Raw genomic sequence first — 22,912 nt, 5'->3', positions numbered from 1 at the left:
CTACTTTTTCACTGCACTGATCGCCACGTTAGCTCCCGAACGTCCCGCTTGGCCCGCGTCCCGAGTACCGTTGGCGAGGCCTTGAAGAACACCGCCAGCACGGACACCGACCCATCCCAACGCTGTGATCCACAAGCTGGGTAGCACGAGGAACATCGTCGCCATCACGAAGTTCAACAACATGTCCCCGAAAGCGTTGTTTAGCCCGATCAGCGGATCGAAGTTGCTGTGCGGCCGGTTCGCTCCGAACCCCCAGCCATAGAGCGCGTCGAGAATCGTCGAGTCGAGCCAGCGCGCGAGCTGGAACCAGAAGTCCACGAAGAACAGCGCGAACTCCACGCAGCTCACCGCGACCAGGGCCTTCAGCTCGTAGGTGCCGAAAACCAGCACCAGCGGGATGCAGATGACCAGCGCCATCTTGAGCAGCGACAGCACCATCGGCAGCGCCTGGCGCACCACGTCCATGGCCGGGAAAACGCCGAGCGAGCCCATCGTCATGCCGAGGTCGCCGGCGCCGCGCGTGACGATGTTGGGCAGCGTCTTTTCGATCTGCCCTCCGTAGTCGGTGTAGACCGAGCCCTGGTTCATCTTCTGCTGCTTTGGCGAGACCACGGCGCGGACCACCGAGTCGTTCACCTCCGCCTGTGACAGGAAGCCCGCCCAGCGGCCCATGCGCGTCAGCAGATCGGGGTCGACCTGGGCCAGAAGGCGCGCACGCAGGCCACTGTTGCCGTCGGACCACCATTGCTGGCACGTGGGATAGCCCCCGCCGCTGTCCACCTGAGCCAGCCCCGCATCGCGCGTCGCGTCATACGGCCAGGCGGTGCGGGGCGTGTTGGAGTGGTATGTGTCGTAGAAGCCCGTGCTGCCCAGGAAGTAGCTCGACCCGATCCAGGTGACGTCGTTCATCTGCTCGTCGGAGAGCGTGGGCCGGTTCATGAACAACTTGGCACGCGACGGGCCGTAGCAGTCGTGCACGAAGTCGCCCACCTCCTGAGCCAGCACTGGGTCGTCGATGCGGGTGGCGTCCACGTCCATGCGCATCTGCCGCAGGTCGGTGCCGCAGGGGATCGCCGCCACCGCCCCGCCCGTGACCGCCTTCGAGATCGCGTGCATGAAGAACCACCACACCGGCACCAGCGCGTTCTGGTTGTTGAGCGTCGTGTAGGCGTTGGACCAGCCCGTGTCGTTGGGTTGCGGGACGCTGACCTGGCACTGCGCAGAGCGCGTCGTGTCGAACCGGATCGTGCTGAGGTCGACCGGTATGAAGGGGATGCCGGCGAACAGGATGACGACGATCGCCACCCACACGCGGTTCTCGATGCGCATCGAGGACAGCACGCCCTTATTGCCCTCGTCGGCGCCTTCGGCGCGTGCGCGCAGCCACTCCTGCACGACGATCACAACGAAGGGCAGCGCAAACACGCCGCTGGCCACCAGGATGTTCCAGATGCCGTTGTTGACGATCCACCCGACGAGCGTCAGGTAATACTCCAGGTAGTCGGTCGTGTAGAGGGTCATGGCGTGCTCCTCGCCTCAGTCGTTCAGCCGCTGCGCAGCAGTTGGCTGCCTTCGAGCAGCACGAGGGTGACGACGGCCGCGATCTCGACGCGCAGCAGGCGCTGGTGCGCCTCGGGCGAAGGCTCGCGCTCGCGCAGGCGCCGACGCATCCACCACCAGCCGTAGGACGTGGCTGCGTAGAGCAGCAGCCGCCACACTAGGAAGTGGGCCGAGTGCTCGCGCAGCCACCGCTCCCAACCGTCGATGCTGCCGACGACATGCACGCCGACGACGTTGACACCCGCCGCGATGCCGGCGACCGCCAGCACCCACAGCAGCGCGAGGACTACGCGCCGGTTGAACAACCAGGCGGGCCGCAGCCAGGCCCATGCGCGCGCGGCCATCAGTTGTTCCTCGGCTTCTGCACTTCCTTGAGCCGGTCGCGCGTGGTGTCGCCCTCGAAGATGCCGCGCGAGCCGGCGGCGCGGGTGCCGTGCCGCTGCACGATCGCCATCGCCGAATTGCCAGCCAGCGTGCGCCGCAGCTCTAGTTCGGTCTTGAGGTTGTTGATCTCCTGCTCCAGCGTGGTGTTCTCCCGGTCGACTGCCTTCACGGCCAGCTCGTTGGCGGCGACGTTCGGCTCTTTCTTGCCGGTCAGTAGCGTGCGCTGCAACAGCAGGGCCTTCTCCAGAACGCTCGACAGCGCGGCCTCGGACGCCAGGCGCTTGCCCAGCAGGTCTTGATCGGGCTCGTCGCGCAGCGCCTCGACCACGCCGCGCGTGATCGGCAGCGAGTTGCTGCCGGCGGCTTCGAGGTTCGCCACCGTCATCGGCGTCGAGCCCGTCACAAGGCCCTGCAGCGCCTGCAGCTTGGCCTCGTACTCTTCCTGGATCACCGGCGTCAGGCCGACGCCGGGCGTCGTCTGCGTCTTCGTGCAGGTCTCGCAGGTGCGTTGCTCGCGCTCGCCGAGCACGCGCGTTGCGAAGTCCGCGGCGGCCTGCGGCGAGGACCAGGTTTGGCAGGTCAGCCGGTTGCCGCAGGACGCGCGCGGGATGGACGAGGTGTCCGTGACGCCGCGGCTGTTCAGCAGGTTGTAGCCGGCGCGGGTCACGTCGCCGACCACCTTGATCGAACCCTGGCCCGAGCCACCTGCGTTGCTGCCCCCGACCCAGGGCACGCCGTTGTTGCCCTTGTTCGATTCGGCCTGCTCGACGGCGGACACCGCATCGGTGCTACTCACCGCATCGCGCAGCGCGAAGCCTTCGGCGAGTTGATCCCAACCGGCCTGGCCACCGGCCATGTCCGCCATCCGGTTGGCCATCGCCTTGCACGTCAGCTTGCTGCGGTCGAAGTCGAGCCGAGCTTGCAGCACGCCATTTGTCAGCAGGTTGTAGAGGCCCGGATCGGCGCGCTGGATGATCAGCGCCGGCAGAGAGGCCACCGCGCTGGTCGCGCTCTGGATCACGTTGCTCATGATCTGCTGGAAGCCGTTGGTGATGCCGTTCAACTGGTTCTGCAGCGTCGTCGTGATGCTCATGTCGCCGCAAATGAGGTTGCTGTTCCAACCAATGCCCACACCGATGCTCTGCATGTTCCCGGCGCCGCCCATGGACACGGCCCGACCGCCACCGATGCTGTAGAGCACGTCGTCGCCGATCACGCTGCCGCTCACGCCGACACCGGTCGGGTTGATGCGGGTCTGCGCCCACGCGACGCCGGCCGCGGCGGTGATGGCGCAGGCGAGCGCGATGCTGAGTGTGTAGGGCTTGGCGCGTTGCGCGAGACGGGAGATGAAAGTTTGCACGGGGGTTTTCATGGGCTTTCCTCAGTTGAAATCGACGCTGCCGAGGAAAACCTGGCCGCGGCGCTGGCAGCAGGCATAGGGCCGCCACAGCGCCCAGGCGTAGTCGCCCTGCTGCGCCTGCGTGAGGCTTCCGCTGTGCGGGAAGACAACGCAACTGTTCGAGAGCGTGGGCGTGAGCGGTTGCCACTTGCCCGTCGAGGCGTCGGTCTCCATCAGTGCGCCGGCCGGCCAGTAGCCGTCGCGGGCGTCGGCGAGCAGCGGCTGGTACACGTGGATCTGGTTGCGCCGCGTCACGACGTCGCCCGCGCGTTGCGCGACCACGGCGCCGCTCTTGTGGTCATCGGTCTGGTGCAGGAAGCCCCCGCGGGCGTACACGTTGCCCCACAGGTTCAGGCCGGTGCGCGTGCCGATCTCGCGCCGGCCGGGAATGAGCGCTTCGGGGTAGAAGGCTTCCGGGATGTTGTAGCGCCAGGCGATGGTGTCCAGCGTGCTGAGCAGGTACGGCATGAAGGCCGTGCCGGCGCCCTCGCAGGAGTAGCCGAAGGAACTCGCGAACTGGCTGAACACGTAGCCGCCGGGGTGGCCGATGACATCGGCGTTCTTGAACTTGGCGAGGTTGTTCTCGTTGTCGTGGTTCGTCGTGCCATCGCCGCCGGCCTGCGCCGTGGGATTCGGCGTGCTCATCGCGCGCACCTCGACCCAGGGGTTCTCGCCAGTGTTGCTGTAGCTCGACACCACCGCGTCCGGCACGTAGTGCCGCACCTTCACCGACGTGCGTACCGAGCAGCCGAACGTGGTGCAGAACAGCCAGTAGCAGATGCCGACGACGCGGTACTCGATGCAGTCGGGCGACAGGGCCGAGGACACGATGGTGGCGGTGTTCAGGGCGAAGCTCGATGCCGCGCCGCCCAGCAGCACCGAAGCGATGGCAAGGCGCGCGCGGCGCGACGATGCCGACAGCAGGCGCTTCATGGCTGTGTCCTCCGATGGGCTTGGATGCGGGCCACGGCGCGCGCCACGTCGGGCTCGCCGTAAACCACATACCGGCGATCGACCACGACGGCGGGCACCTTGGCGATGCCCAGGCCCCAGGCATCGGCCACACCTTGGTAGGCGGTGCCGATCCGGCGCTGCAAGGCCTGGCCGCCATCGCGCAAGCGCTGCTGCACGAGGGCAGCGGCGCGGCTGGGATCGTTGGGCAGACCGGCCGCCAGCTCGGCCTCGATGCGCTCGGGCAGGTCCAGCTCGACCACGCGGGCGCCGGACGTGGATTGCACCGGATGGCTGCTGTCGGTCACGACCAGCACGTCGGCGGCAGAAGCGACCTGGCCACACAGGGCAAGCAGCAGCCCTCCCGCGCACGCGATGCGCGTGGCCCGCAGCCGCGGGATGGAATTGAACAAGGGAGCCGTCATGGCGGGCGTCCTGGGAATGAGAGCAAGGTCCCTAGTCGAACGCCGAAGGCATGTCCGCTGCGACAAGGAATGCGCACCGCGCACACCCCGCTTTCGCCAGCGCCTCAAGGAAGAAGAACGGGAGCCGAAGCTCCCGTGTGGATCAGGCGACCGCAGCCGTGGCCGCCGAGGCTTGAACGGCGCGGCGGGCATGGGCCTGCCAGAATGGATCGACCAGCCGGCCGGCGAGCACGCGGGCACGCAGGCGCAGGCGCTCGGCCGTGCTGTGGTTGTCCCAGCCAGCTTCGTAGGAAGCCTCGCCGCGCAGGTCATCAACCTGCTTCGCGACGTCGGCGGCTTCCGCATCTGAGGCGGTGGGTTCGCACCAGCGGATGCGACTGCCGCACTGCACCTCGCTGGAGACAACCAGCCGATCGAGCGAATCGCGGATCAGGACCAGCTCCGGCCTAAAGTCCAGCGCCTCGATCTCCGATCTCAGATCGAACTCGTCTTTTGACAGTTCGTCCGCTGCGAGGGCCAGGGCCTCCTCGATCAGGCCGTGTTGGCCCAGCTCAAGGATGTGAGGTGTCCACCAGGTCCCGAAAACGGGATCATCCTCGGGGTACTCGATGTAGCCTTGGCAGGTGATCGTGAACTGGCGCCAGAACACATCCTCGCGGATGAAGGTTCCGGCGCGGTAAGGCGTGGCCACGAAGGTCACACCATCAACAACATGGATCTTGGGTTGCATGGCAGTCTCCAAAGAAGGTGCGGAAGCGCCATGCCGCCCCTGCGGGCGTGGGCGACCCGCGTGGGATAAACAACAAGCGAAGGAAGAACAGGCATCCGCCACCGCAGCGCGGCGGCTGTTCGCGTCGAGGGATGCGAAGCGAACGGGGTCGATCAGCGCGGCCGGGGGCCGCGGCGTAGCCTTGAAGATCGGGGCTACCTGGGCATGTCGCCGAGGGACTCGGCAGGCATTTCCTTCGATGCGGTCTCGGTGGTGCCGCCGGCCGCCAGCAGGTCGATGGCCGACAGCAGCGCATCGCCTTCCACCGGGCCATGCAGCAACAGCGTCTTTCCGGAATGGCGGTCCCGCAGGCGCAGCGTGGGCGTGACCTTGATGCCCTCCTGCGCGGCGATCGCCGACTGCGCGCGGATCAGCGCATCGGGACGGTCGCTGTCGAGGCATTGCTGGGCGGCGGGCGTGATGCCGGGATAGCCCAGGCCCTCGGGCAGGCCCTGGCCGTCGCCGCGGGTATGCGCGTAGACCCACTCCACGGCGTGCCAGAAAGCGGCCGGGCCGCCGGCCTCGCCGACACACTCGACCAGGCGCGCATTGGCAGTCGCCGCAGGCTCATGCGTGGTCAGCGGCAGGTGCTGCCACTGCCAGTTCACCTCGGGGTGAGCATCGATCCACTGTTTGAGCACCGCGAAGTAGGCGCGGCAGAACGGACATTCGAGGTCGGCGTACTCCACCACCGTGAAGCGCGCATCGTCGCGCCCGTAGCGCCACGGCGGGCCGGTGGTGGTGGCGGATGCCGGCGCGGGCGCCGGTTTGAAGTCGGCCGACGTGGAAACGTCTTCAGCGATCGGCGCCTGTGGCTGCATGCCTAGCCAGACCGCTGCGATCAGCGCGACGACGAGCAGCACGGCGACCAGTGCGACCGGGCGGGATGGAATGAAGCGAGCGATCCGCATGGTGTTCTCCCCTCAAGCCAGTGCACCGATCGCCAGCGATTCGATGCCGCGAGCACGGTCGATCTTCTCGGCGATCTTGAAGGCCGCATCCAGCTCGCCGATGCCGTGCTGCTGCATCAACTGGAAGCGTTCCGCCTTCTCCTCGGGCTCGGTCTGAGCCAGCGCCAGGTAGAGGCTGGGAGGCACCGCACGGAACAGCACTTCCATGCTCTTGGAGAGAATCACGCCCTCAGTGAACTTGCCGGCCTCCTTGCGCGCGGAGAGCATCAGCGCCTTCTGCGCCGGGTTCAGCTCGCGGAAGCGCGCAATCTTCTCCACCTCGTCGGGCGGCATCGACAGGCAGATCCACCATTCGATCATGTTCAACATGGGCTCGGCCGCCTTCGGTAGGTCGTCGATGTTCTGCGTCGCCAGCCAGTACCAGGCGCCGAGCTTGCGCCACATCTTCGTGATCTTCACGACATAGGGCGCGAGCAGTGGGTTCTTGGTGATGATGTGGCCTTCATCCGTCACGTTGATGATCGGCCGGCCCAGGAACTGGTCGCGCTCGGCGATGTTGTTCACCGTGTTGATGAGGCTGATGTACGAGATCGAGAGCTGGGCGTTGTAGCCCTCGCGCGCGAACGTGGCGAGGTCCACGATGGTGATGTCGGCCTCGGGCCAGGGCGTGCCGGACCGGTCGAACATCTCGCCGTCCACGCCCTGGCAAAACATATCCATCGCGTCCGCCATCTCCAACAGCCGTGCGCGGCGCACCTCCGGCAGCGAGGTATCGCGGGCGCGCTCGCGCAGCGCGTCGCGCACGTCGCGCGTGAGCACCGTGCGCCGGTCGGCCACGCAAAGCTGGGCCGCATCGAGGATGCACTGGCGGATCAGGCTGCGGTCGGCGCGCGTCATGCGCGCTTCTTCCTTGTCCTCGCCGCCGGTGATCATCAGCCGCGCGGTGATCTCCAGCTCGCCGAGCACGTCGCGCTGCTCGTCCACCTCCTCGCTGCGGCTTACCGCCTGCGCGACAGGCTCCTGGTCCTCGTCCAGCGCATCGGCGTCCAGCGTCTGCACCTGGCTGGGCGTGTCGACCAATCGGTGGGCATCCGCGAACGGCGCGAGGCTGACGCCGGCGCCGGGAGCGAGCTTCACGCGATGCACCTTGAGGCCGAGCCGCGTGGCGAAGTCGCCGAACAGACCGAAGCTGTTGCCAGCCTCCACGATGAACAGCCTCGGCCGATAGATGGCCGTGACCTGGTTCAAGATGTTGTTGAGCGTTGCCGACTTGCCAGAGCCGGTCGGCCCGAACAGGAACAGGTGCGCGTTCATCTGGCGGTCGAGCCGGTTCAAGGGATCGAAGGTGATCGGCCCGCCGCCGCGGTTGAAGAACGTGATGCCCGGATGCCCCGTGCCCTGGCTGCGGCCCCACACCGGCGCAAGGTTCGCAGCGTGCTGCGCGAACATCAGTTGCGTGTACCACTGGCGCTTGTCCAGCGCCGGATCGAACACGCACGGGAGCCAGCGCAGGTAGCTGTTCAGCGGCGCCACCTCGTCTTCCTCGCGCACCGGCTGCAGGCCGGCGTTGAGCATGACGTTGATCAGTTGCAGGCCGCGGGCGTCGAGCTGCGCCAGGTCGCGCCCGCGCAGGTAGAAGGCGAGCGCGCCGCGGTACAGTTTGTGCGCGCTGCCGATCAGCCCGCGCGCTTCCTGCACGTCGCGGCGCGTCTGCTCCGAGGCCAGCGTCTCGCCGACCGACTTCTTGCTCAGGTGGTTCAGGTGAGCTTCGAGCACGTCCTGCGGCGCCGCGACGACCGTCAGGCACATCACCGTGTCCTCGGGCATCTGGTCGAACAGCGCATTGACCGCATCGCCGCCCTTGCGGGTTTCGCCGGTGACGTGGCCGGTCGCTGGCGGCATGCGCAGCCGGTCCATCACGATGACCCGGTGCGGCAGGCCATCGAACAGCCACGTACCGTTCGCCACGTCCGAGCGCGGCTGGCCGAAGAACAGGCGCTGTCCGAAGTCGTCACTGGCCAATTCGATCTCTCCGTCTTCGGCTTGCTCGGGATAGCGCGTGAGCGCATAGAAGCGCTCGCGGTCGTCGGCGCTGGGGCCGAGCAGCGTCGGATGCGGGTTGAACCAGCGCAGCAGCCAGTCGTGGATGTCGGCCGCCTCCATGCGCCGGGATTTCACGCCTGCGTTGGCGAGGCCGCCCACCAGCCGGTCGCAGATCGTCGTCAGCGCCTGCTCGGGCGACTGGCCGCGCCGCGATGCGTTCGCCGTGTTAGCACGCCGGTAGACCACCATGCGCACGCGCCGCACCTGGCCGCGCCACGGCAGGCGCGTCACGGTCGTGTCCTCGAACAGGCCCCCGGGCTTGGCGATGGCGCGCAGGTGGTGTGCGAAGAACCTCACGTAGAACTCTGTGAAGGTGCTGCCCTGCGCGCGCGGCCGCACGTAGTCGGCCAACCCGCGCAGGTAGTTGTCCCAGGTCGATTCGTCCTGGGCGTAGAGCTGCACCACCCAGGGGTTCTCGTCGAGTTCGTCGAAGGAGTCCTGCAGCGCGTTCTCCAACGCATCGCGCGCCTGCCACAGCCAGGCCATCTCGCGGCCCTCGGTGCCCACCGGCGCCAGCTCGAAGAAGCCAGCCACCGATTGGCCGTCTTCCAGCAGCATGCTCTTGGAATCCGGCAGGTACTCCACCCAAGGCAGCAGGTCGGCGAAGGACGGCGCCACGCCGTAGAGCGCTTGCAGGTCCGCCTCGGTGGCCGGTCGGCGCGGCCGGTCGTCCGCTGCGATGCCCGGCTCGGGGATGCCGTGCGACGCCATCATCGTGACATGCTGCGACCAGGCGTCATCGGCATCCAGGTCGGGACCAGCAGACGTCAGGGCCTTGCGCGGCCAGGGCAAGGGCCAGGCCATCAGTAGTCCTCCAGGCGTTCGCCGGGCATCGCGTACTGCACGCGCTGATACAGGGGAAAGACGGTGGTGTAGCCGGGCACCGGCACCGGATCGCTGCCGGCCAGGTGCGGAAACACGTACATCACCAGGTCGGGGTTCGGCAGCCGGTGGAACTGGCGGTAGATCTCGTTGGCCGCGGTGCGCGTGTAGGCTGCTGCGGCGGCAGGTGCTGCCTGCACGTCGGCCTCCGTCAGCGGCCGGCGCAGGCCCTGGCGTGCATCGAGCAGTTGCCGTGCAGCCTGTCCGCCACCCGCAGCGCCACCGGCGCTGCCGCCCGTCTCCTGGTTCCACACATCGAGCATGGTGTGATCGCCGTGCGGCAGCAGCTTGTCCTTGCTGGTGGCGCAGCCACCCAGCACCACGGCCGCGCACAGGATCGCGGCCGATTCAATCCAAATCCGACGCATGCTTGCCTCCGATGCGGTGATTGACCCGGCGCCCCTTGGCGTCGTAGTCGATGTTGAGCGGCTGCTCCAGGTGCACGGCGACCTTGGCGCCGGGGCGCACGTAGACCGCGGCGAAGGCCTGCCCATACAGCTTGTTGACCCAATCGGCCATGTCGCGCACGCCACCGGCCAGGATGCGGCCCATCGCCTCGTTGCCGCTGATGCCCACGGTGCCGAGCGAGCCGTTGCTGTTGGCGACCACGGCCACGCTGCCGTTGTCCGACTTGATGAGGGAGGCTGCGCCGGCACCGGCCGCGGTGATGAGGGCCTGCGAGCCCAGGTACTGCTGCGCGTTGCTGCGCCGTTCGCCGCTGACGCAGGGGATGCCGTAAGGATCGCTGATCCAGCCCAGGCCGCCGTGCGTGATGCTGTTCGCGTTGCCGCCCGAGCCACCGCCGCCATTCTGGTTGCGGTTGCCGTCCTCCGGAATGGTGCGCACCGTGCCGTCGTTGAAGACGAACGTGACAGAGCGAATCTGTCCGCGCACGCAGGAAAGTGTCCAGTCGCCCGAGGCCGTGCCGCTGACCACCGCGCCCGCCACGTCGGGGATGTCGATGCCGTTGGCGGTCAGGTTGTCCGGGCCGATCAGCACCTTGAACGGGTACGGGTCGTTGACCGTGCCGTCGATCGGCACGCGGCCGATCAGCGCGGTCATCGCGATCGAGCCCATCAGCGTCGAGTTCGACGGCACCGTGTAGACCGGCTTGGCCGACGCGCCCACCGCGCGGCTGCCGGCGTCCGCCACGGTGCTGGCCACGTTGTCGGCCGTGTCGGAAAGCGTCTTCTGCGCCGGCCCGAAGCTGGTCGGGAAGTTCAGGGCGCCGCCGCTGCCGTTCTTCGCCGAGGGCTTCGCGTCGTCCGGTTCCACCCAGCGCGTGCCGCTGGCGCTGCGCGCGGCGCCGCCCTGGGTGCCGCCGAAGCCCTTGCCGTCGCCATCCTCCAGGCCCAGCCCCACCGGCAGGTCGGCCTGGCCGCCCTTGCCGGAAAGCCCATCCAGGCGCCGCTGCAGGTCTTGCAACAGGCCCTGGGTCTGCTGGCGGTCGCCGGCCAACTGCTCGCGGTCCTGCTGCAGGCGGCCGCGCTCGCCTTCGAGCGCGGACTGGATGCGCTGGTCGATGGCGCTCTCCCGCGCGCGCATGCGCTCGTTCTCGCTCTTCTGGTTCTTGTTGTCGTTGAGCGCCGTCTGCAGCTCATTGCGCAACTGCTTGACCTGGGCCACCAGCGTCGCGACGGTATCGCGCGGCGTGTCGCCCTCGATGCCCAGCGCCTTCATCTCTTCGGGCGTGAGTGGGTTGGCGCTGCCGGCCGGAACGGGCTTGGCGCCGCGATCCCCGGAGAACATCTTGATGCCGACGAACAGCAGCACCAGCGCCATCGGGATCAGCAGCCACTTCAGGAGGGGATTACTTTTCATGGCGGGCACCTCCTTCGGCCTGGCCGGCCGCCGCAGCCGGCGGCAGGTTCACCGTCGCGTCGATCGGTGAGAGCTTGGGCAGCAGCGACTCGGCCAGGCCGTGGCCACGGGTAACGAGGTAGACCACCGTGGTGTCGGCGGCGCGGCCGGCCGGCGCCAGGTTCGGGTGCTGGAAGGTCGCGGCGAGAAAGTCGCCCTGCAGCGCGCGGGGATCGAGGTCGAGCCAGCGCCCGGAGGCGTTGGTGAGCTTCACCGCCGTCACCCACTGGTCTTCGAGCCGCCAGGCGGCCAGCGCCTGCGCACGCACCGGCAGCGTCGGCACCAAGGTGGACAGCTCCAGGCCGCGCCGCAGGTTGACGCGGCCGATGCCAGGCACGGGCTCCACGGTGCGCAGCGGCGCATAGAGGTTCTGCGCCGCATAGCGCGTGAGCACGACCGCCACCGGCGTAGCGCGCTTCGCAGCAGGTGCCGTGCGTTCAGCATCGTCGTCCGCCGTCGCCCCAGGCCTGGCCGGCTCGCCGTAGCGCGTGGCCGGCACGTCGCCTTCCACGATGCGCACGGGTTCGAGCGCGGGTTGGCCCGCCTTCGCCGGCTCGGCCGCGATGTCCAGCAGGATCAGCGCGCCCGATTCCACGTCCTGCAATTGCAGCCGCGTGGGCGGGATCGGCGCATTGGCGCGCAGGTAGATCGCGCCCCCGGCGCTCTGCACGCGCAACTGTTCGCCAACGGTGGGTGGAACGCCGATGCGCACGTTGCGCTCGACGAACACCACGCGCTCCTGGGCGACGACGAGCGGCACCGCCAGCGGCAGGCGCTCCCAGCGCAGGATTTCGACGGCATGGACTGCAGGCACGAAAGCCAGGCACAGCAGCAGGCCGGCCAGGGCCGCCGCAGATGAACGCTTCACGAGGGACTTCATGGGGTGTCTCCCTGCAGGTTGGAGCCAGCGCTCGCGGCCCGGCCGGGCGGCGCCGCAGGCGGCGGGGTTTCGATGCGCTCCGGCGCGCGCGCATGGCAGTCCAGCGCCAGGCCAAAGGGGTTGCGCTCGGGGTCCACGTCCATGCGCACGACCTTGAGCGCGTAGCGCACGAGCGCGCGCTTGACCTGCTCGGCACCCAGGTACTCGTCGGCGCTCACGTCGAGCGTGACGATCCAGTTGTTGGCCGACACAGTGCGCACGCGCATGGCCGAGTCGTCGCCGTAACCGCGACCCGGAATCTCGTAGATGCCGCGCACGCGCTGACGCAACTCGCCATTGCTGCGCCGGAATTCGTAGTCTTGTTGCAGGAAGGCGCGGCAGCTCGGCGTGAAGTACGCCGACAGCGCATGCAGGTTGCGCGGGTAGTCCTGCTCGCCGTTGGTCGGCCAACGTTGGGCTTGCTGCCAGATGTAGAAGGTGAAGGCGTAGACGCTCTCGGGCGGAACGTCCCACCACTTGCGCGTGCTGCCCGAGCGCAGGTCGGGCGGCACGTGGATGGTCAGGCTCTTGGGCGCGCTCCACCAGCCGAAGCCAAGCAGCAGCGCTACGATGAAAAGCGCAGCGCCGGCCAGGCGCAAGGTCTTCACGTGCGCCTGCAGGTGCGCGACCTCGTTCTTGAATCGGCTCATGGTCTACCTCGACGCAGGGACGGGTCAGGCCGCAGGCGCCGCGTGGACCACCAGCCCGAACGGGTGATGAGCTGGCTCCCGCCCGTATGCGCGGTCAGCACGGGGTAGCACAGCGCGAGGCGCCACTGGAGCTGGCGGTACAGCCAGGTGTCGGGCCGGCCGCGTTTCCACCGCCGCAGCAGGCCGCCGCCCACGAAGACGCCGATGCCGATGCCGGCGACGATCAGCGTGGGCACCATCGCGATGCTGTGCGTCAGCCAGGCCAGCGGCACGCCGACCACGAGGCCGGCCGTGCCGGACAGGCCGGCGCAGACCCACAGCTCGTCGGCCGTGAGCCCACGCACGACCACCGGATGGCGGTTGAGGCGGTGCGGCAGGAAGGTCACGAGCCCGTCGCGCGACGGACTCTCCAGGGAGCCGGCCATCGTTGCCGGGCCTTACAGGACGCCGGTGGCCTTGGTCAGCAGCCAGATGCCGACGACCAGCAGGATCGCGCCCACCGCTACGGTCAAGCCGAACTGGCCCCAGGTCGCGCGGCCGGTGTGGATTTCGGCGTAGCGCGTGTAGGCGTGGTAGCAGACGCCGACGAACATCGAAGCGACCACGAGCAACGCCACCAGCAGCACGATGTCATAGCCGTAGTTCTGCAGCGTCTGCATGATGCCGCTGCCAGTGCCGCGCGACGGGTCTTCCAGTGTGGGAAGGTCGGCGAACGACGGCAGCGGCGTGGCGGCGATGCCCAGCGGGATCAGCAGCGCAGCGAGGCGCGCGGCGGGCCGCGACGTGGGGCGGCGAGAAGTAGCGGGAGCGTTCATGGCGAAGTACCTTTCATGGGGTCAGGACAGGAGGAAAAAGCCCAGCACCAGGTACATCGCGACGAAGCGCACGATGACGCCGAGGAACTGGCGTTGGGTCAGGTGGTGTTCGGCCCAGCCGACATAGGCGGTGCGCATCGCCCACACGCCCCACAGCAGCAGGACGGCGAAGACGAAACCGAGCACGACGGTGGAGACGGCCCCGGGCGCGAAACCGCCATTGGCCGTGAAGGCGGCGACCTGATCGGCGGAAGGCGTCATGGCGACGGCGCCTCCTTGGCAGGCGTCGCGGTGGTTGCATTGCTGCGCGTGTAGTCGCCGGCCAGCAGCGGCACAGGATCGCGCGGCTGGGCGCGTTGCGGAACGAGGTAGTCGTGCACGCCGGTGCGCACGCGCTCCAGATCAGCACGCAGCCGCGCGTAGTCAAAGTGGTAGCGGGTGCGCTCCTGCGGCGCGGTGGCGGCGGCTCGCTCGGCGAGGCGGTCCAGTAGGTCGAGCTGGCGCGTCACCGCGGCGAGCATCTCGCGCTCCGCGGCGTTGTCGGAGGCATCGGCGGCGATGGCGGGCTGCAATCCGGCAGCGGCAAGCAGAAGCGCGACAAGACGCACGGTCCAGGGTGCCGCGACGGCAAAGCGCCGAACCTGCGCGGGATTGCGAGTGGTTTCCATCGAGCCGTTCTCCGAGGGATGCGGATGGCTTGATGCTCAAACGGCCGGTCTTCCGGTGCCGCAATCAATCGGAACCGGCCCGCCACCGCTTTCCGCGACGGCGGCCGATGCGGCTACAGGTACTTCTTGAACGTCGCCGACGCGATGCAGACCGCGACGCCGAGCAGCGCGGCGCTTGGCAGCAGGATCAGCAGCGGATGCACGCTGACCGGCAGCGCCAGGTACGTGACCCAGGGCAGCACCGCCAGCGGCATCAGGCTGGCCCTCGCCCGGTGGTAGACGAAGCCCGATTCGCGCCCGGCGCCGAAGCCGCGCACGTCACGGCGCACCAGGCCATCCACCAGGCCGGTGAAGGCCGCCATCAGGAACAGCGGCAAGGTCAGGATCAGTACCAGCAGCCGCACGAGGAACACCAGCACCGTGTAGGCCGAGGCGATGACGTAGCTCTCGACATGCGCGTAGAGCTGCCCGATGTAGTAGCGGAAGTCCTGCGCCTGGCTCTTGGCACCGGCGCGTGATTGCGCCGCGGCGTCGCGTATCCAGTCCAGCAGGCCCGTCTTCACGAACAAGCCCTGGTAGGCCCACTCGACAAGCTGGCGCGCACTACGCCCCGGCTCCTGCACCAGCACGCTTTGCGTGAAATGCTCCGAGAGCTGCGACAGTTCGTAGTTCAACATGCCCTGCGCATGGCGCCAGCCCTGCTCGGGCCAGAGGAAGTGCATGCCGATGCACTCGATCACGATGCACAGCAGCAGCGAGCCGATCAACACACCGAACAGCCGGAACGGCAGCGTCACCAGCCCCGCGATCAGGCCCTGCTGGCGAATCTGTTGGCGCTGGACGGCGACGGCGGGATCGCTCATGCCGTGGCCTCTTCATCCGCGCTCGCCATCTGCTTGAAGTCGGCGAGCAGATCGTCGGGCAGTGCCTGGTCCTGCAGACCGGGAAGCCCCTTGTTGTCCCACCAGTCGCCGGCCTCGACGTAGTGCCGCCGCATATAGCCGGCCAGCTCCTGCAGATCCTTGGGCATGGCCTCGTCGGGATCGGGTGCCGGCAAGGGCATGCGCACCTTCCACAGGTGCCCGCCCTCGATCAGCGCGAAGCATTGGCCCTTGGGCAGGCCGACCACGTGCGCTGGTTCGATCAATGGCACGCTGTTGCTGCTGATGCGGTCCTGCGTGTTCGACGTGAACGCGGTGTTGCCGGTCGGGTCGGAGCTGTCGGTGGCGCCGCTCATCACCGTCGTCGTGTAGACCTCGACCTTGGGCAGTTGGCGCGTCAGCAGTTCGGCCGTGGCGGTCTCGCGCACGCGCAGCATGAACAGGTTGTTGAAGTTGCCGACGACCTGACCCGCCTTCGCGCGGTTGCCGATGCGCGCCTCGATGTCCGAGAGGGTCTGCGTGTAGGCCGTGACCTGCACGCCGGCACCGCCACCCTTGTTGACCATCGGAATAAACTCATCGCCCATGAGTTCGTTGAACTCGTCGGCGTGCACGTTGATCGGCACCTTCACGCCCGTCGCGGCACCCGGCAGGCCGTCGTCGATGCCGAACTTGTAGATGTGGCCGGCGACCGAGACGAGATCGCTGAACATCGAGTTGCCGACTGCCGCCGCGACTTCCGCGTCCGACAGCGCATCGAGGCCGACGTAGACCACGGCCCGCTTTCGGATGATCTGCATCCAGTCGAAGATCGGCCGCGGGTCGGAGAGGTCCGAATAGTTCGGCGCCAGCAACTGGGCGATCTTGCCGGTGGTCAATTTCTCCAGCAGAGGCAACAGCGACGCGACGATCTTGTCGAAGTACGTCCGGTCGTAGCGCACCGCGCTGCGCAGGCCGTCGAGCACCGGGTCGTAGATGCGCACCTGCGAGAGGTACTGTTCCAGCGCGACGACGCGCTTCTCGCGGCCGATCATGTTGCGCGGGATGTTCTTGTCGTTCAGCTTGGCTTCGAGCTGGACGATGACCTCCCAGGCCTTGGGCTCGTTCCGGGCGAAGTAGTGCTGGGCGTACTCGATGAACAGCGCATCGATGTTGATGACATGGCGCTGGATCAGCAGGTAGTCGGGCCGCTGCCCCAGCTCGACCAAGGCCCGCGCGATGATGTTGACGAAGCGCCAGGCGAACTCGCGGAACGCCGCGCTGTTGCCTTCACCGGAAAGCTGGCCCGCGATGCGCGTGGCGACTTCCGAGATGCGTCCGAAGCGGCCCACCGCGTTGTAGCGCGCGGAGATGTCCGGCCAGCCCAGGTGAAAGACATAGAACTCGCCTTCGCGCCCGGCGCGCTTGGCTTCCACGTACATGCGCTTGAGCAAGTCGGCATCGCCCTTCGGGTCGAAGACGATCACGACCTCGTGCTGTCCGTTGACCTTGCGCCGGATGTCCTGGGTGATGAACAGCTCGGCCAGGCGGGTCTTGCCGACGCGGGTCGTACCTAACACCAGGCTGTGGCTGACGCGCTCGGCCAATGGCAGCGTGACGTCGACCTCGTGCGGTTCGATACCGTGCAGCCGCGGCATACCGCCCACCGGCGGCAGCGGACGCGCCGGGTTGAGCGGGTTGTCCCAGGCCAGGGCCTTCGCCATCTTCGACAGCGGGTACGGCGCGAACTCCAGGCGCTCTTCCATGCGCCGCGCCATCCGGTAGATCGTCGTCGGCTCGACGTAGCGGCGGAACTCCGGCCGGTAGGTCTGCATGAGCCGGTGCGTGTGTCGCTGATCCCAGCGGAAGCCCCGGCCGACAAACAACCGCTGCTGGCTCACCGGCACGTCGCGGCTGGTCATCACGTAGCGCGGCAGGCGGCGGATGTTGCGCCGGTAGCGCAGGATGGCCCAAGCATCGTGAAAACGCAGCGTGCCGAAGGTGAGGAAAGCGAGCGCGCTGCCCAGGCCGAGCAAGGGGCTCAGCGCGAGCGACCACGGGGCCACCAGGCACAGAAGCGCGGCGCCCGCACAGACCGCGACGGTGTATAGCTCCACCGCTGGCCGCAGCAAGACTTCGACGGCTTGGGACTGGGCCATGGCGGGTGCTTCACGTCACGTCAGGGCTCGATGCCGGAGGCGGTGATCAGCACCGGGTAGTGCTTGAGCCCCAAGCGCTGCGCCAGCTCGTCGCCCGAGGCCGGCGAGAGCATCAAGCCCGGTACCAGGCGGCGCAGTGCGGCCAGGGCTTCGGGCGTCGCAACGTTGACCACCAGGCCCACGGCGCGCAGCGCCTGCAAGTCCTTGCCCCGCTGTTTGAGCCAGGCGCGCGAGCGGTCGTCGTCGCCGACCAGGAACAGCGGCGTCAGGCCCGGTGCGCGGATCACGCGGCGCGGCTCGTCGCCGGGTGTTAGCCGCATCGAGCGCACCGGCAGCATGGCCGCCTCGGCTTCGGCCGGGCCGCCAATGCGCGGCTTGGATTGCGGCGTGGCTGGCTGACCGGGCTGCGCATCCTGCGGGTTCAAGGCGCGGTAGTACGGCAGCACCGAGGTGCCGCCCTTGTCCTCGACCACGATCAGCGGCGGGGAGCTGTTCTTGCTGAGAGGGCCGCGGTCCTGCGCGTCGGCGGTGGTGGCCAGCAGCGCCGCAGTCGCGGCAACGAGGATGCGGTTCATGGCATGGGGCTCCGGGCAGAGGGAAGTGAGGCGCCCGGCCCGAGCACGCGGGTCAGGTGCTGGTGGACGCTGCGGCGGTAGCGGGCGGCGGGCTCGCCGCCCGCGGGGCGGTGGTAGCGGCCAATGGCGACCAGCCAGTCCTCGCCCGGCGTGTGCTGCTCCTGCAGGATTTCCGCGGCGATGGCGAGGTTGCGGTATGGGTCCAGCAGCTCGCAGGGATGCGCGTAGCGGTGCGCGTGGTAGCCGAGGTTGACCTGGCCGAGGCCGGCGTCGATGCGGTTGGCCGGCGTGCGGGCGAGCGCCCGGCGGATGCCTGCGCAGGCCTCGGCCCGCGTGGCGTAGCGTTCGGCGCGGCCGGCGACGTTGAGCGTCCACGGCCACGGGATCAACCGGCCGCGCAGCCGGGCGCCGCTCTCCTGCAGCGCCACCGCATACAGCACCGGCGACGGCACGCCCGCCTGCTGAGCGGCGAGCTGGTAGGCGGGTGGCGGCACCTCCTGGCCGAAGACGATGGCGGCATGGGCGCAAAGGCCGAGGACCAAGGCCGCGCAGCCTGCACGGCGGGTTACTGCCGCTGCCATTGGCCGTTGACCTCGCGCACCACAGCGGGCAGATCGCCGGGCAGGCCGAGCGACAGCCAGCGCCCGGCGTCATGGTTGAGCGTGATGGTGCGGGAGCGCACGCGGCCGGCGTCGATGCCGGCCTGCGTCGCCCACTGGCGGATGCGGGCGTCCTCCTGGCGGCTGCCGACCATGTAGAGGTCGAAGGCGGTGCCGGCCGCCTGCAACTGGCGCACGCGCTGCTCGCACGGCGGGCACTCGGCCTTCACGAAAACCGCCAGCCGGCCCGAGCCCCGGTTGCCGGCGCCCGGCACCTTCGCGCCGGGCATGTTCACGCGCTGCTGTCCCGGATAGAGCCGCTTCCACGCCGCGTCGTAGGCCCGCTGGTACGCCAGCGTCTTGCCCACGCGCTTCGATTCCGCCTGCACCTGCAGCTCTGCATAGCGGTTGCGTTCCTCGTCGCTGCGCGCCTCGATGCCCAGCGCCGTCAGCGGATCGAGGTTCGGGGAATAGATGCCCAGCGGCCCCTGCATCAGTTGGCGGTAGCGCGCCCACTCCTCGGGGCGCAGGCCCCAATCGCGTGCCAGGCGCTCGTCCAGCGCAGCGTCGCTGCTGTTCTGCACCTGGGCGGGAACGGTGCGAGAGGACGCGACCGGCGCCGACTGCGCCGAGGCCGTGCCTGCGACAGCGGCGAGGATGGCGGCGAAGCAGATCGCGGCGTGCTTCATGGCCGGCTCCTATGGCAGCGCAAGGCGCTGGGTCTGGCCGTCCACGCGGAATACGGCGGCGCGCGCCTCGATCGCCAGCAGATGCCACGCGCCTACGGCATCGCCTTCGCGCAGCAGCCACACGTCCAGCACCGACGAGGCCTTGGGCGCCGCCACCGACAGGAAGCGCTCGCCGCCGCGCAGCTCCACGCCCACGACGTTGAACGGCGGTTCGGGCACCTTGGGATTGGCCGGCTCGGCGGTGCGCCGGGGTGCCGCGGCAGGCGCGGCGGTTCGCTTCATGCGCGCTTCGAGGTCGCCCATGCGCGCCTGCAGCGCCTGCAAGTCGCCGGTATGGGCGTCTGCGGCCTGGGCCTGCTCGACCTGCGTCAGGCGCTCGTCCAGCGCCTTGTGCGCGGCCTCGAAGTCGGGCTGGGTGACAGGCTTGGGCTGGTTCTTCGAGGCCGCCGCCTGCTGTTCGAGTTCGGCGACGCGCGTGTTGAGCGCCTGCACGTGCGCATCCTGGGCGCTGGCCTGGCTCTGCTCGCTCAGGCGCGACAGGCCCACGCTGCTGACGACCGCGAGGATGCTCACGAGCAGCAGCCACGCGGTCGCTGCGATGTTCAACCAGCGCGCGCGGCCGGCGTTCTCGTCGGGAAGCTGCGGGATGGTCATGGCTGGGCCTCCTGGGGCACGTGGGGTTCGGCGGCCGGCGCGCTCGATGCGGCAGCCGCAGGAATGGGGCTGGCGCCCGGCGCACGCGCAGTCGTCAGGCGCGCGAAGCACACCGCGCGCGCAGCGTCATCGACGGACAGATCCCAGGCCGGACCGGCCAGCGCCAGCAGGGCATCGCGCAGCGGCAGTGGCCCGAGCCGCAGGTGCGCCGCCGGCAGCGGCAGCGTGAACAGCGAAGCGGCGTCCGGCGCATCGCAAAGGCGGTAGCCGGTGCGCAGCAGCACGTGCCGCAGGGCATCGCCGACGCTCGCGTCCAAGGTCGGCGGAATCGAAATCTCGATCACCTGCCGCAGCAGGTCGCGCTGCGCCGGTTCCGGCACCATCTCGACCAGCGTGTAGCGCCCATAACGGGCCACCGGGATCAGGCTCGGCTCGGGCTCCGGGGCGATGGTCCTGACCAACACCGCAGGCTCGGGAATCGAGTCAGGGGCAGTCGGGGTGCTCGCCGTGCCCGTGGCGGCGCAGCCGGTGATGAGCACGCAGCCAACCAGCAAGGCAGGCGCAGCCAGGCGATGAACGACGCAGGTGAGTGGTTGCATGGGGCAGTTCCCTGGAACACGGAGCCCTCACCATCGCCGCCGCAGGGCGTTGGGGCAGCAAACAAAGGGAACTGGCATGCGCCCGACTTCATGGCCTGCCGTCGATGTGCAGAACAAAAAAGAAGCCGGCGCCCCGAAGGGCAGCCGGCGTGGGTGGGTGGGATCAGGCCGCGACGAGTTGCCGGGCCAGTGCCACCTCGACGGAATCACCGTCCTGGTTCAGCACATCCAGTCCCGACTCGGGCACGTCTCCCGACGTGCTCTGCGAGACCATGATCTTTCGCGCCATCAGCCCCAGGCAGGTCATCTGCGAGGAAGCCGCATAGCCGAGGTAGATCACGCGAACCGGCAGCTTCTGGCCGATGCGCCATGAGCGCCGGGCCGCCTGCTGCAGGCTGTAGACGTTGTAGCCCGACTGCATGAACACGATCGTCGGAAACTCCAACAGATCGAGACCCGTCTTGACCAGCTCCGGGTTCGTGACGAGCACGTCGATGCCACGGTCCAACTGCTCGGCGATCCAGTCTTCGCGACGGCTGGCGTCTACGCTCGCGCGCAACACCGCCACCTTGAAGCCCTCCTGCTCCAGCAGCACCTTCAAACGCGACGTGGTGTCGCGCGTTCCGGTGTAGACCGAGTAGACCAGCGTCTTGCGACCCGCAGCCTTCTCCTGCTTGCAGATCTCGATCAGCTCGCGCTCCTTGGGCATCACCTCCAGCTCGTTGAACTGAGCCGGGACGAAGGCCAAGGTCTGGCGCGTGCGAGGGTGCACCACCGTCTCCGACCGGAAGCAGCAATCCGGCCAGGCCAGCAGCACGTTGAGGACCACGCCGAGCAGCGTCGTGTCGCGCTTGGCCAGCGCCTGTTTCAGCGCCGAGGTCAGACGAAACGACAGATCGCGATAGGCCGCGGCTTGCGCCGTGTCCATCGCCACCTCGCGGAACTCCTCGTCGTAGGACGGCAGCACGTTGCCGCCAATGTCCTTGAGCTTGAGGAATACCGTGAACGGCAGGACGCAACGCAGCACGCCCTTCGGGCCGAAGCCCGGCGCCTTGACCGTGCGCACCGAAACCTTGGTGCCCTTGGCCGTCTTGTGCGCCGTGCCCGTGCTCTCGGAATAGATGTCCTTGAGGATGCCGTGATCGCGCATGAACGCCATCGCGGCCGAGGTCATGCTGCCGCTCTTGGTCGGGCGGTAGCCGTCTTCGATCATTCGCCCCGGCAGGGCTCGGAACAGCAGGTGGAACAGGTCGTCGCCGTAGCCGCCCATCAGCGTGCCGGTGAGCAGCAGCGTCTTGCGTGCCTTGGCCGCCAAAACCCCCATCGCTTGGCCCTGTGCGGAGCCGCCGTTCTTGTACTCGTGCGCCTCGTCGGCGATGAGCAAATCGAACGTGCCTTGCGGCAGGTAGCGTTTGACGAATTCGGACGGCTGGTAGCCGCCTTCGCCGAAGCCGAACTCCATGTTCGCCATCGCCCGCTCCATGCGGTGCGCCTGACGATCCGAGAAGACCAGCTCGCCCTTGGCATCCATGAGGTTGATGAACTCGTGGATGTTGTCGCCCAGCATCGAGGCCAGGAAGCCGTCGCCGAACTTCTTCATCAGCTTCTGCGCGGTGACTTCCCCGATGGTCGGGATGCGCTGCAAGGCTTTGAAGACGGCCGTGGACTGGTCGCTGGCGGACAGGCTCCGCGGTCGCATCAGCGTCCACAGTGGTGCGGCGCAATGGCTGCACCGGCGGCGGTAGTCCTCGGCTTCGAGTTCGACCGGGTTGATCGGCTCGCCGTCGAGGTTGGTGATGACCTGGCCGCAGTCCGGGCATGCGCCCACTTCGCCGTGCCGCGTGCGCCGCACGTTGAAGACGGGCTTCCAGTGGAACCCCATGCGCATGCGCACGCGCCCGAGCACGTAGAACTCCTGGCCGCGTACCGGCACGCCCAACTGCTCGCGCAGCTTGATGAGCTTGACCAGCGTGTCCGGGCCATTGAGCACCCAGACCTTGGCACCGGCCACCGTCTCCTGGATTTCCCGGCGCCACTTGTAGACCAGGTGGGGCGGTGAGAGGACCAGCGTGCGACGGTAGCCTTCGGCGTGCAGCACGGCCGCCGTGGCAATGCCAACGGTGGTCTTGCCGCAGCCCATTTCGCCATTGACGATCGCGGCGCGTTCGCCGCGGTCGGCCAGCAGCTCGGTGACGGCATGCACCACCTCGGCTTGCGCGCCGAACAGCTTGCGCTTGAGACTGGCCAGCACGAGCTGGCGATGCGGCCGGGCCTGGCCGGCGTAGACGGGGGGGTTGGCGCGGTTGAGCGAGTCCAGCAGCTCGTCGCCGAATTCGGCAACGAAATCCTGGAGGCTCATCGCCAGGGGAGAAGCAGCCGCTTCGAGCAGATCGCCCTGGACGGGCGTGCCATCGGCGGCGGAAACAACGTCGGTATCGAGGGACATGGTGATGCTCCAAATGAAATGGGGCATGCACCTCC

General features: G+C 68.4%; 24 protein-coding genes. All 24 read right to left on the bottom strand.

Translation table 11 applies throughout. From position 1 onward, the window contains the following. Complete coding sequence (locus L0977_RS00795; RefSeq protein ID WP_096450664.1) at positions 1-1,521, bottom strand: conjugal transfer protein TraG N-terminal domain-containing protein; 1,521 nt, start codon at positions 1,519-1,521, stop codon at positions 1-3. Between the two features lie 23 nt (positions 1,522-1,544). Next, on the bottom strand, positions 1,545-1,904 hold the full coding sequence (locus L0977_RS00790; protein ID WP_096450666.1) for a hypothetical protein: 360 nt from the start codon (positions 1,902-1,904) through the stop codon (positions 1,545-1,547). Beyond that, a complete protein-coding gene (locus tag L0977_RS00785; RefSeq protein WP_198363181.1) occupies positions 1,904-3,316 on the bottom strand; it encodes an integrating conjugative element protein in 1,413 nt (470 codons plus the stop codon). The genes L0977_RS00790 and L0977_RS00785 overlap by 1 nt, the downstream gene beginning before the upstream one ends. Before the next feature lie 9 nt (positions 3,317-3,325). After that, positions 3,326-4,276, bottom strand: a complete 951-nt coding sequence (locus L0977_RS00780; protein ID WP_096450668.1) for a TIGR03756 family integrating conjugative element protein — start codon at positions 4,274-4,276, stop codon at positions 3,326-3,328. Next, positions 4,273-4,719 carry a TIGR03757 family integrating conjugative element protein gene (locus L0977_RS00775; protein WP_096450670.1) on the bottom strand — a complete coding sequence of 149 codons (447 nt, stop codon included), beginning with the start codon at positions 4,717-4,719 and terminating at the stop codon, positions 4,273-4,275. Before L0977_RS00775 ends, L0977_RS00780 begins: the two co-directional genes overlap by 4 nt. A gap of 142 nt (positions 4,720-4,861) precedes the next feature. Then, positions 4,862-5,449: a hypothetical protein gene (locus L0977_RS00770; RefSeq protein ID WP_096450672.1), complete on the bottom strand. Its 588-nt coding sequence runs from the start codon at positions 5,447-5,449 to the stop codon at positions 4,862-4,864. A gap of 194 nt (positions 5,450-5,643) precedes the next feature. Then, positions 5,644-6,399, bottom strand: a complete 756-nt coding sequence (locus L0977_RS00765; protein ID WP_096450674.1) for a DsbA family protein — start codon at positions 6,397-6,399, stop codon at positions 5,644-5,646. 12 nt (positions 6,400-6,411) lie between these two features. Continuing rightward, positions 6,412-9,306 carry a conjugative transfer ATPase gene (locus L0977_RS00760; RefSeq protein ID WP_234262734.1) on the bottom strand — a complete coding sequence of 965 codons (2,895 nt, stop codon included), beginning with the start codon at positions 9,304-9,306 and terminating at the stop codon, positions 6,412-6,414. Then, positions 9,306-9,752 (bottom strand): TIGR03751 family conjugal transfer lipoprotein, encoded by a 447-nt coding sequence (locus L0977_RS00755; protein WP_096450678.1) that lies wholly within the window; start codon positions 9,750-9,752, stop codon positions 9,306-9,308. The genes L0977_RS00760 and L0977_RS00755 overlap by 1 nt, the downstream gene beginning before the upstream one ends. Beyond that, on the bottom strand, positions 9,733-11,205 hold the full coding sequence (locus tag L0977_RS00750; RefSeq protein WP_096450680.1) for a TIGR03752 family integrating conjugative element protein: 1,473 nt from the start codon (positions 11,203-11,205) through the stop codon (positions 9,733-9,735). The genes L0977_RS00755 and L0977_RS00750 overlap by 20 nt, the downstream gene beginning before the upstream one ends. Then, on the bottom strand, positions 11,195-12,124 hold the full coding sequence (locus L0977_RS00745; protein WP_267966273.1) for a TIGR03749 family integrating conjugative element protein: 930 nt from the start codon (positions 12,122-12,124) through the stop codon (positions 11,195-11,197). The genes L0977_RS00750 and L0977_RS00745 overlap by 11 nt, the downstream gene beginning before the upstream one ends. Next, positions 12,121-12,813 (bottom strand): PFL_4703 family integrating conjugative element protein, encoded by a 693-nt coding sequence (locus L0977_RS00740; RefSeq protein WP_096450682.1) that lies wholly within the window; start codon positions 12,811-12,813, stop codon positions 12,121-12,123. The genes L0977_RS00745 and L0977_RS00740 overlap by 4 nt, the downstream gene beginning before the upstream one ends. Then, complete coding sequence (locus L0977_RS00735) at positions 12,810-13,238, bottom strand: TIGR03750 family conjugal transfer protein (RefSeq protein ID WP_096450684.1); 429 nt, start codon at positions 13,236-13,238, stop codon at positions 12,810-12,812. Before L0977_RS00735 ends, L0977_RS00740 begins: the two co-directional genes overlap by 4 nt. Positions 13,239-13,250: 12 nt before the next feature. Further along, positions 13,251-13,628 carry a TIGR03745 family integrating conjugative element membrane protein gene (locus tag L0977_RS00730; RefSeq protein ID WP_096450686.1) on the bottom strand — a complete coding sequence of 126 codons (378 nt, stop codon included), beginning with the start codon at positions 13,626-13,628 and terminating at the stop codon, positions 13,251-13,253. Positions 13,629-13,649: 21 nt separating this feature from the next. Then, complete coding sequence (locus tag L0977_RS00725; protein WP_096450688.1) at positions 13,650-13,889, bottom strand: TIGR03758 family integrating conjugative element protein; 240 nt, start codon at positions 13,887-13,889, stop codon at positions 13,650-13,652. Further along, a complete protein-coding gene (locus L0977_RS00720; RefSeq protein WP_096450690.1) occupies positions 13,886-14,296 on the bottom strand; it encodes an integrative conjugative element protein, RAQPRD family in 411 nt (136 codons plus the stop codon). Before L0977_RS00720 ends, L0977_RS00725 begins: the two co-directional genes overlap by 4 nt. A gap of 113 nt (positions 14,297-14,409) precedes the next feature. Further along, positions 14,410-15,159: a TIGR03747 family integrating conjugative element membrane protein gene (locus L0977_RS00715; protein ID WP_096450692.1), complete on the bottom strand. Its 750-nt coding sequence runs from the start codon at positions 15,157-15,159 to the stop codon at positions 14,410-14,412. Then, positions 15,156-17,315 (bottom strand): type IV conjugative transfer system coupling protein TraD, encoded by a 2,160-nt coding sequence (gene traD, locus L0977_RS00710; RefSeq protein WP_096450694.1) that lies wholly within the window; start codon positions 17,313-17,315, stop codon positions 15,156-15,158. The genes L0977_RS00715 and traD overlap by 4 nt, the downstream gene beginning before the upstream one ends. Before the next feature lie 20 nt (positions 17,316-17,335). After that, on the bottom strand, positions 17,336-17,890 hold the full coding sequence (locus L0977_RS00705) for an integrating conjugative element protein (RefSeq protein ID WP_096450696.1): 555 nt from the start codon (positions 17,888-17,890) through the stop codon (positions 17,336-17,338). Next, positions 17,887-18,471: a transglycosylase SLT domain-containing protein gene (locus L0977_RS00700; RefSeq protein WP_096450698.1), complete on the bottom strand. Its 585-nt coding sequence runs from the start codon at positions 18,469-18,471 to the stop codon at positions 17,887-17,889. Before L0977_RS00700 ends, L0977_RS00705 begins: the two co-directional genes overlap by 4 nt. After that, positions 18,456-19,178: a TIGR03759 family integrating conjugative element protein gene (locus tag L0977_RS00695; RefSeq protein WP_096450700.1), complete on the bottom strand. Its 723-nt coding sequence runs from the start codon at positions 19,176-19,178 to the stop codon at positions 18,456-18,458. Before L0977_RS00695 ends, L0977_RS00700 begins: the two co-directional genes overlap by 16 nt. A 9-nt stretch (positions 19,179-19,187) precedes the next feature. Then, the gene (locus L0977_RS00690; protein WP_096450702.1) at positions 19,188-19,832 is read right to left on the bottom strand and encodes a hypothetical protein; all 645 of its coding nucleotides are present in this window, start codon (positions 19,830-19,832) and stop codon (positions 19,188-19,190) included. Beyond that, positions 19,829-20,431, bottom strand: coding sequence for a PFGI-1 class ICE element type IV pilus protein PilL2 (gene pilL2, locus L0977_RS00685; protein ID WP_096450704.1), 603 nt, complete (start codon positions 20,429-20,431; stop codon positions 19,829-19,831). Before pilL2 ends, L0977_RS00690 begins: the two co-directional genes overlap by 4 nt. A gap of 163 nt (positions 20,432-20,594) precedes the next feature. Further along, positions 20,595-22,877, bottom strand: coding sequence for a helicase-related protein (locus tag L0977_RS00680; RefSeq protein WP_234262733.1), 2,283 nt, complete (start codon positions 22,875-22,877; stop codon positions 20,595-20,597). Between the last annotated feature and the right edge of the window lie 35 nt (positions 22,878-22,912).

It is taken from the genome of Hydrogenophaga sp. NFH-34 (assembly GCF_021401345.1).
Lineage (GTDB): Bacteria > Pseudomonadota > Gammaproteobacteria > Burkholderiales > Burkholderiaceae_C > Hydrogenophaga > Hydrogenophaga electricum.
This window is presented reverse-complemented; position numbering and strand designations above follow the sequence as displayed.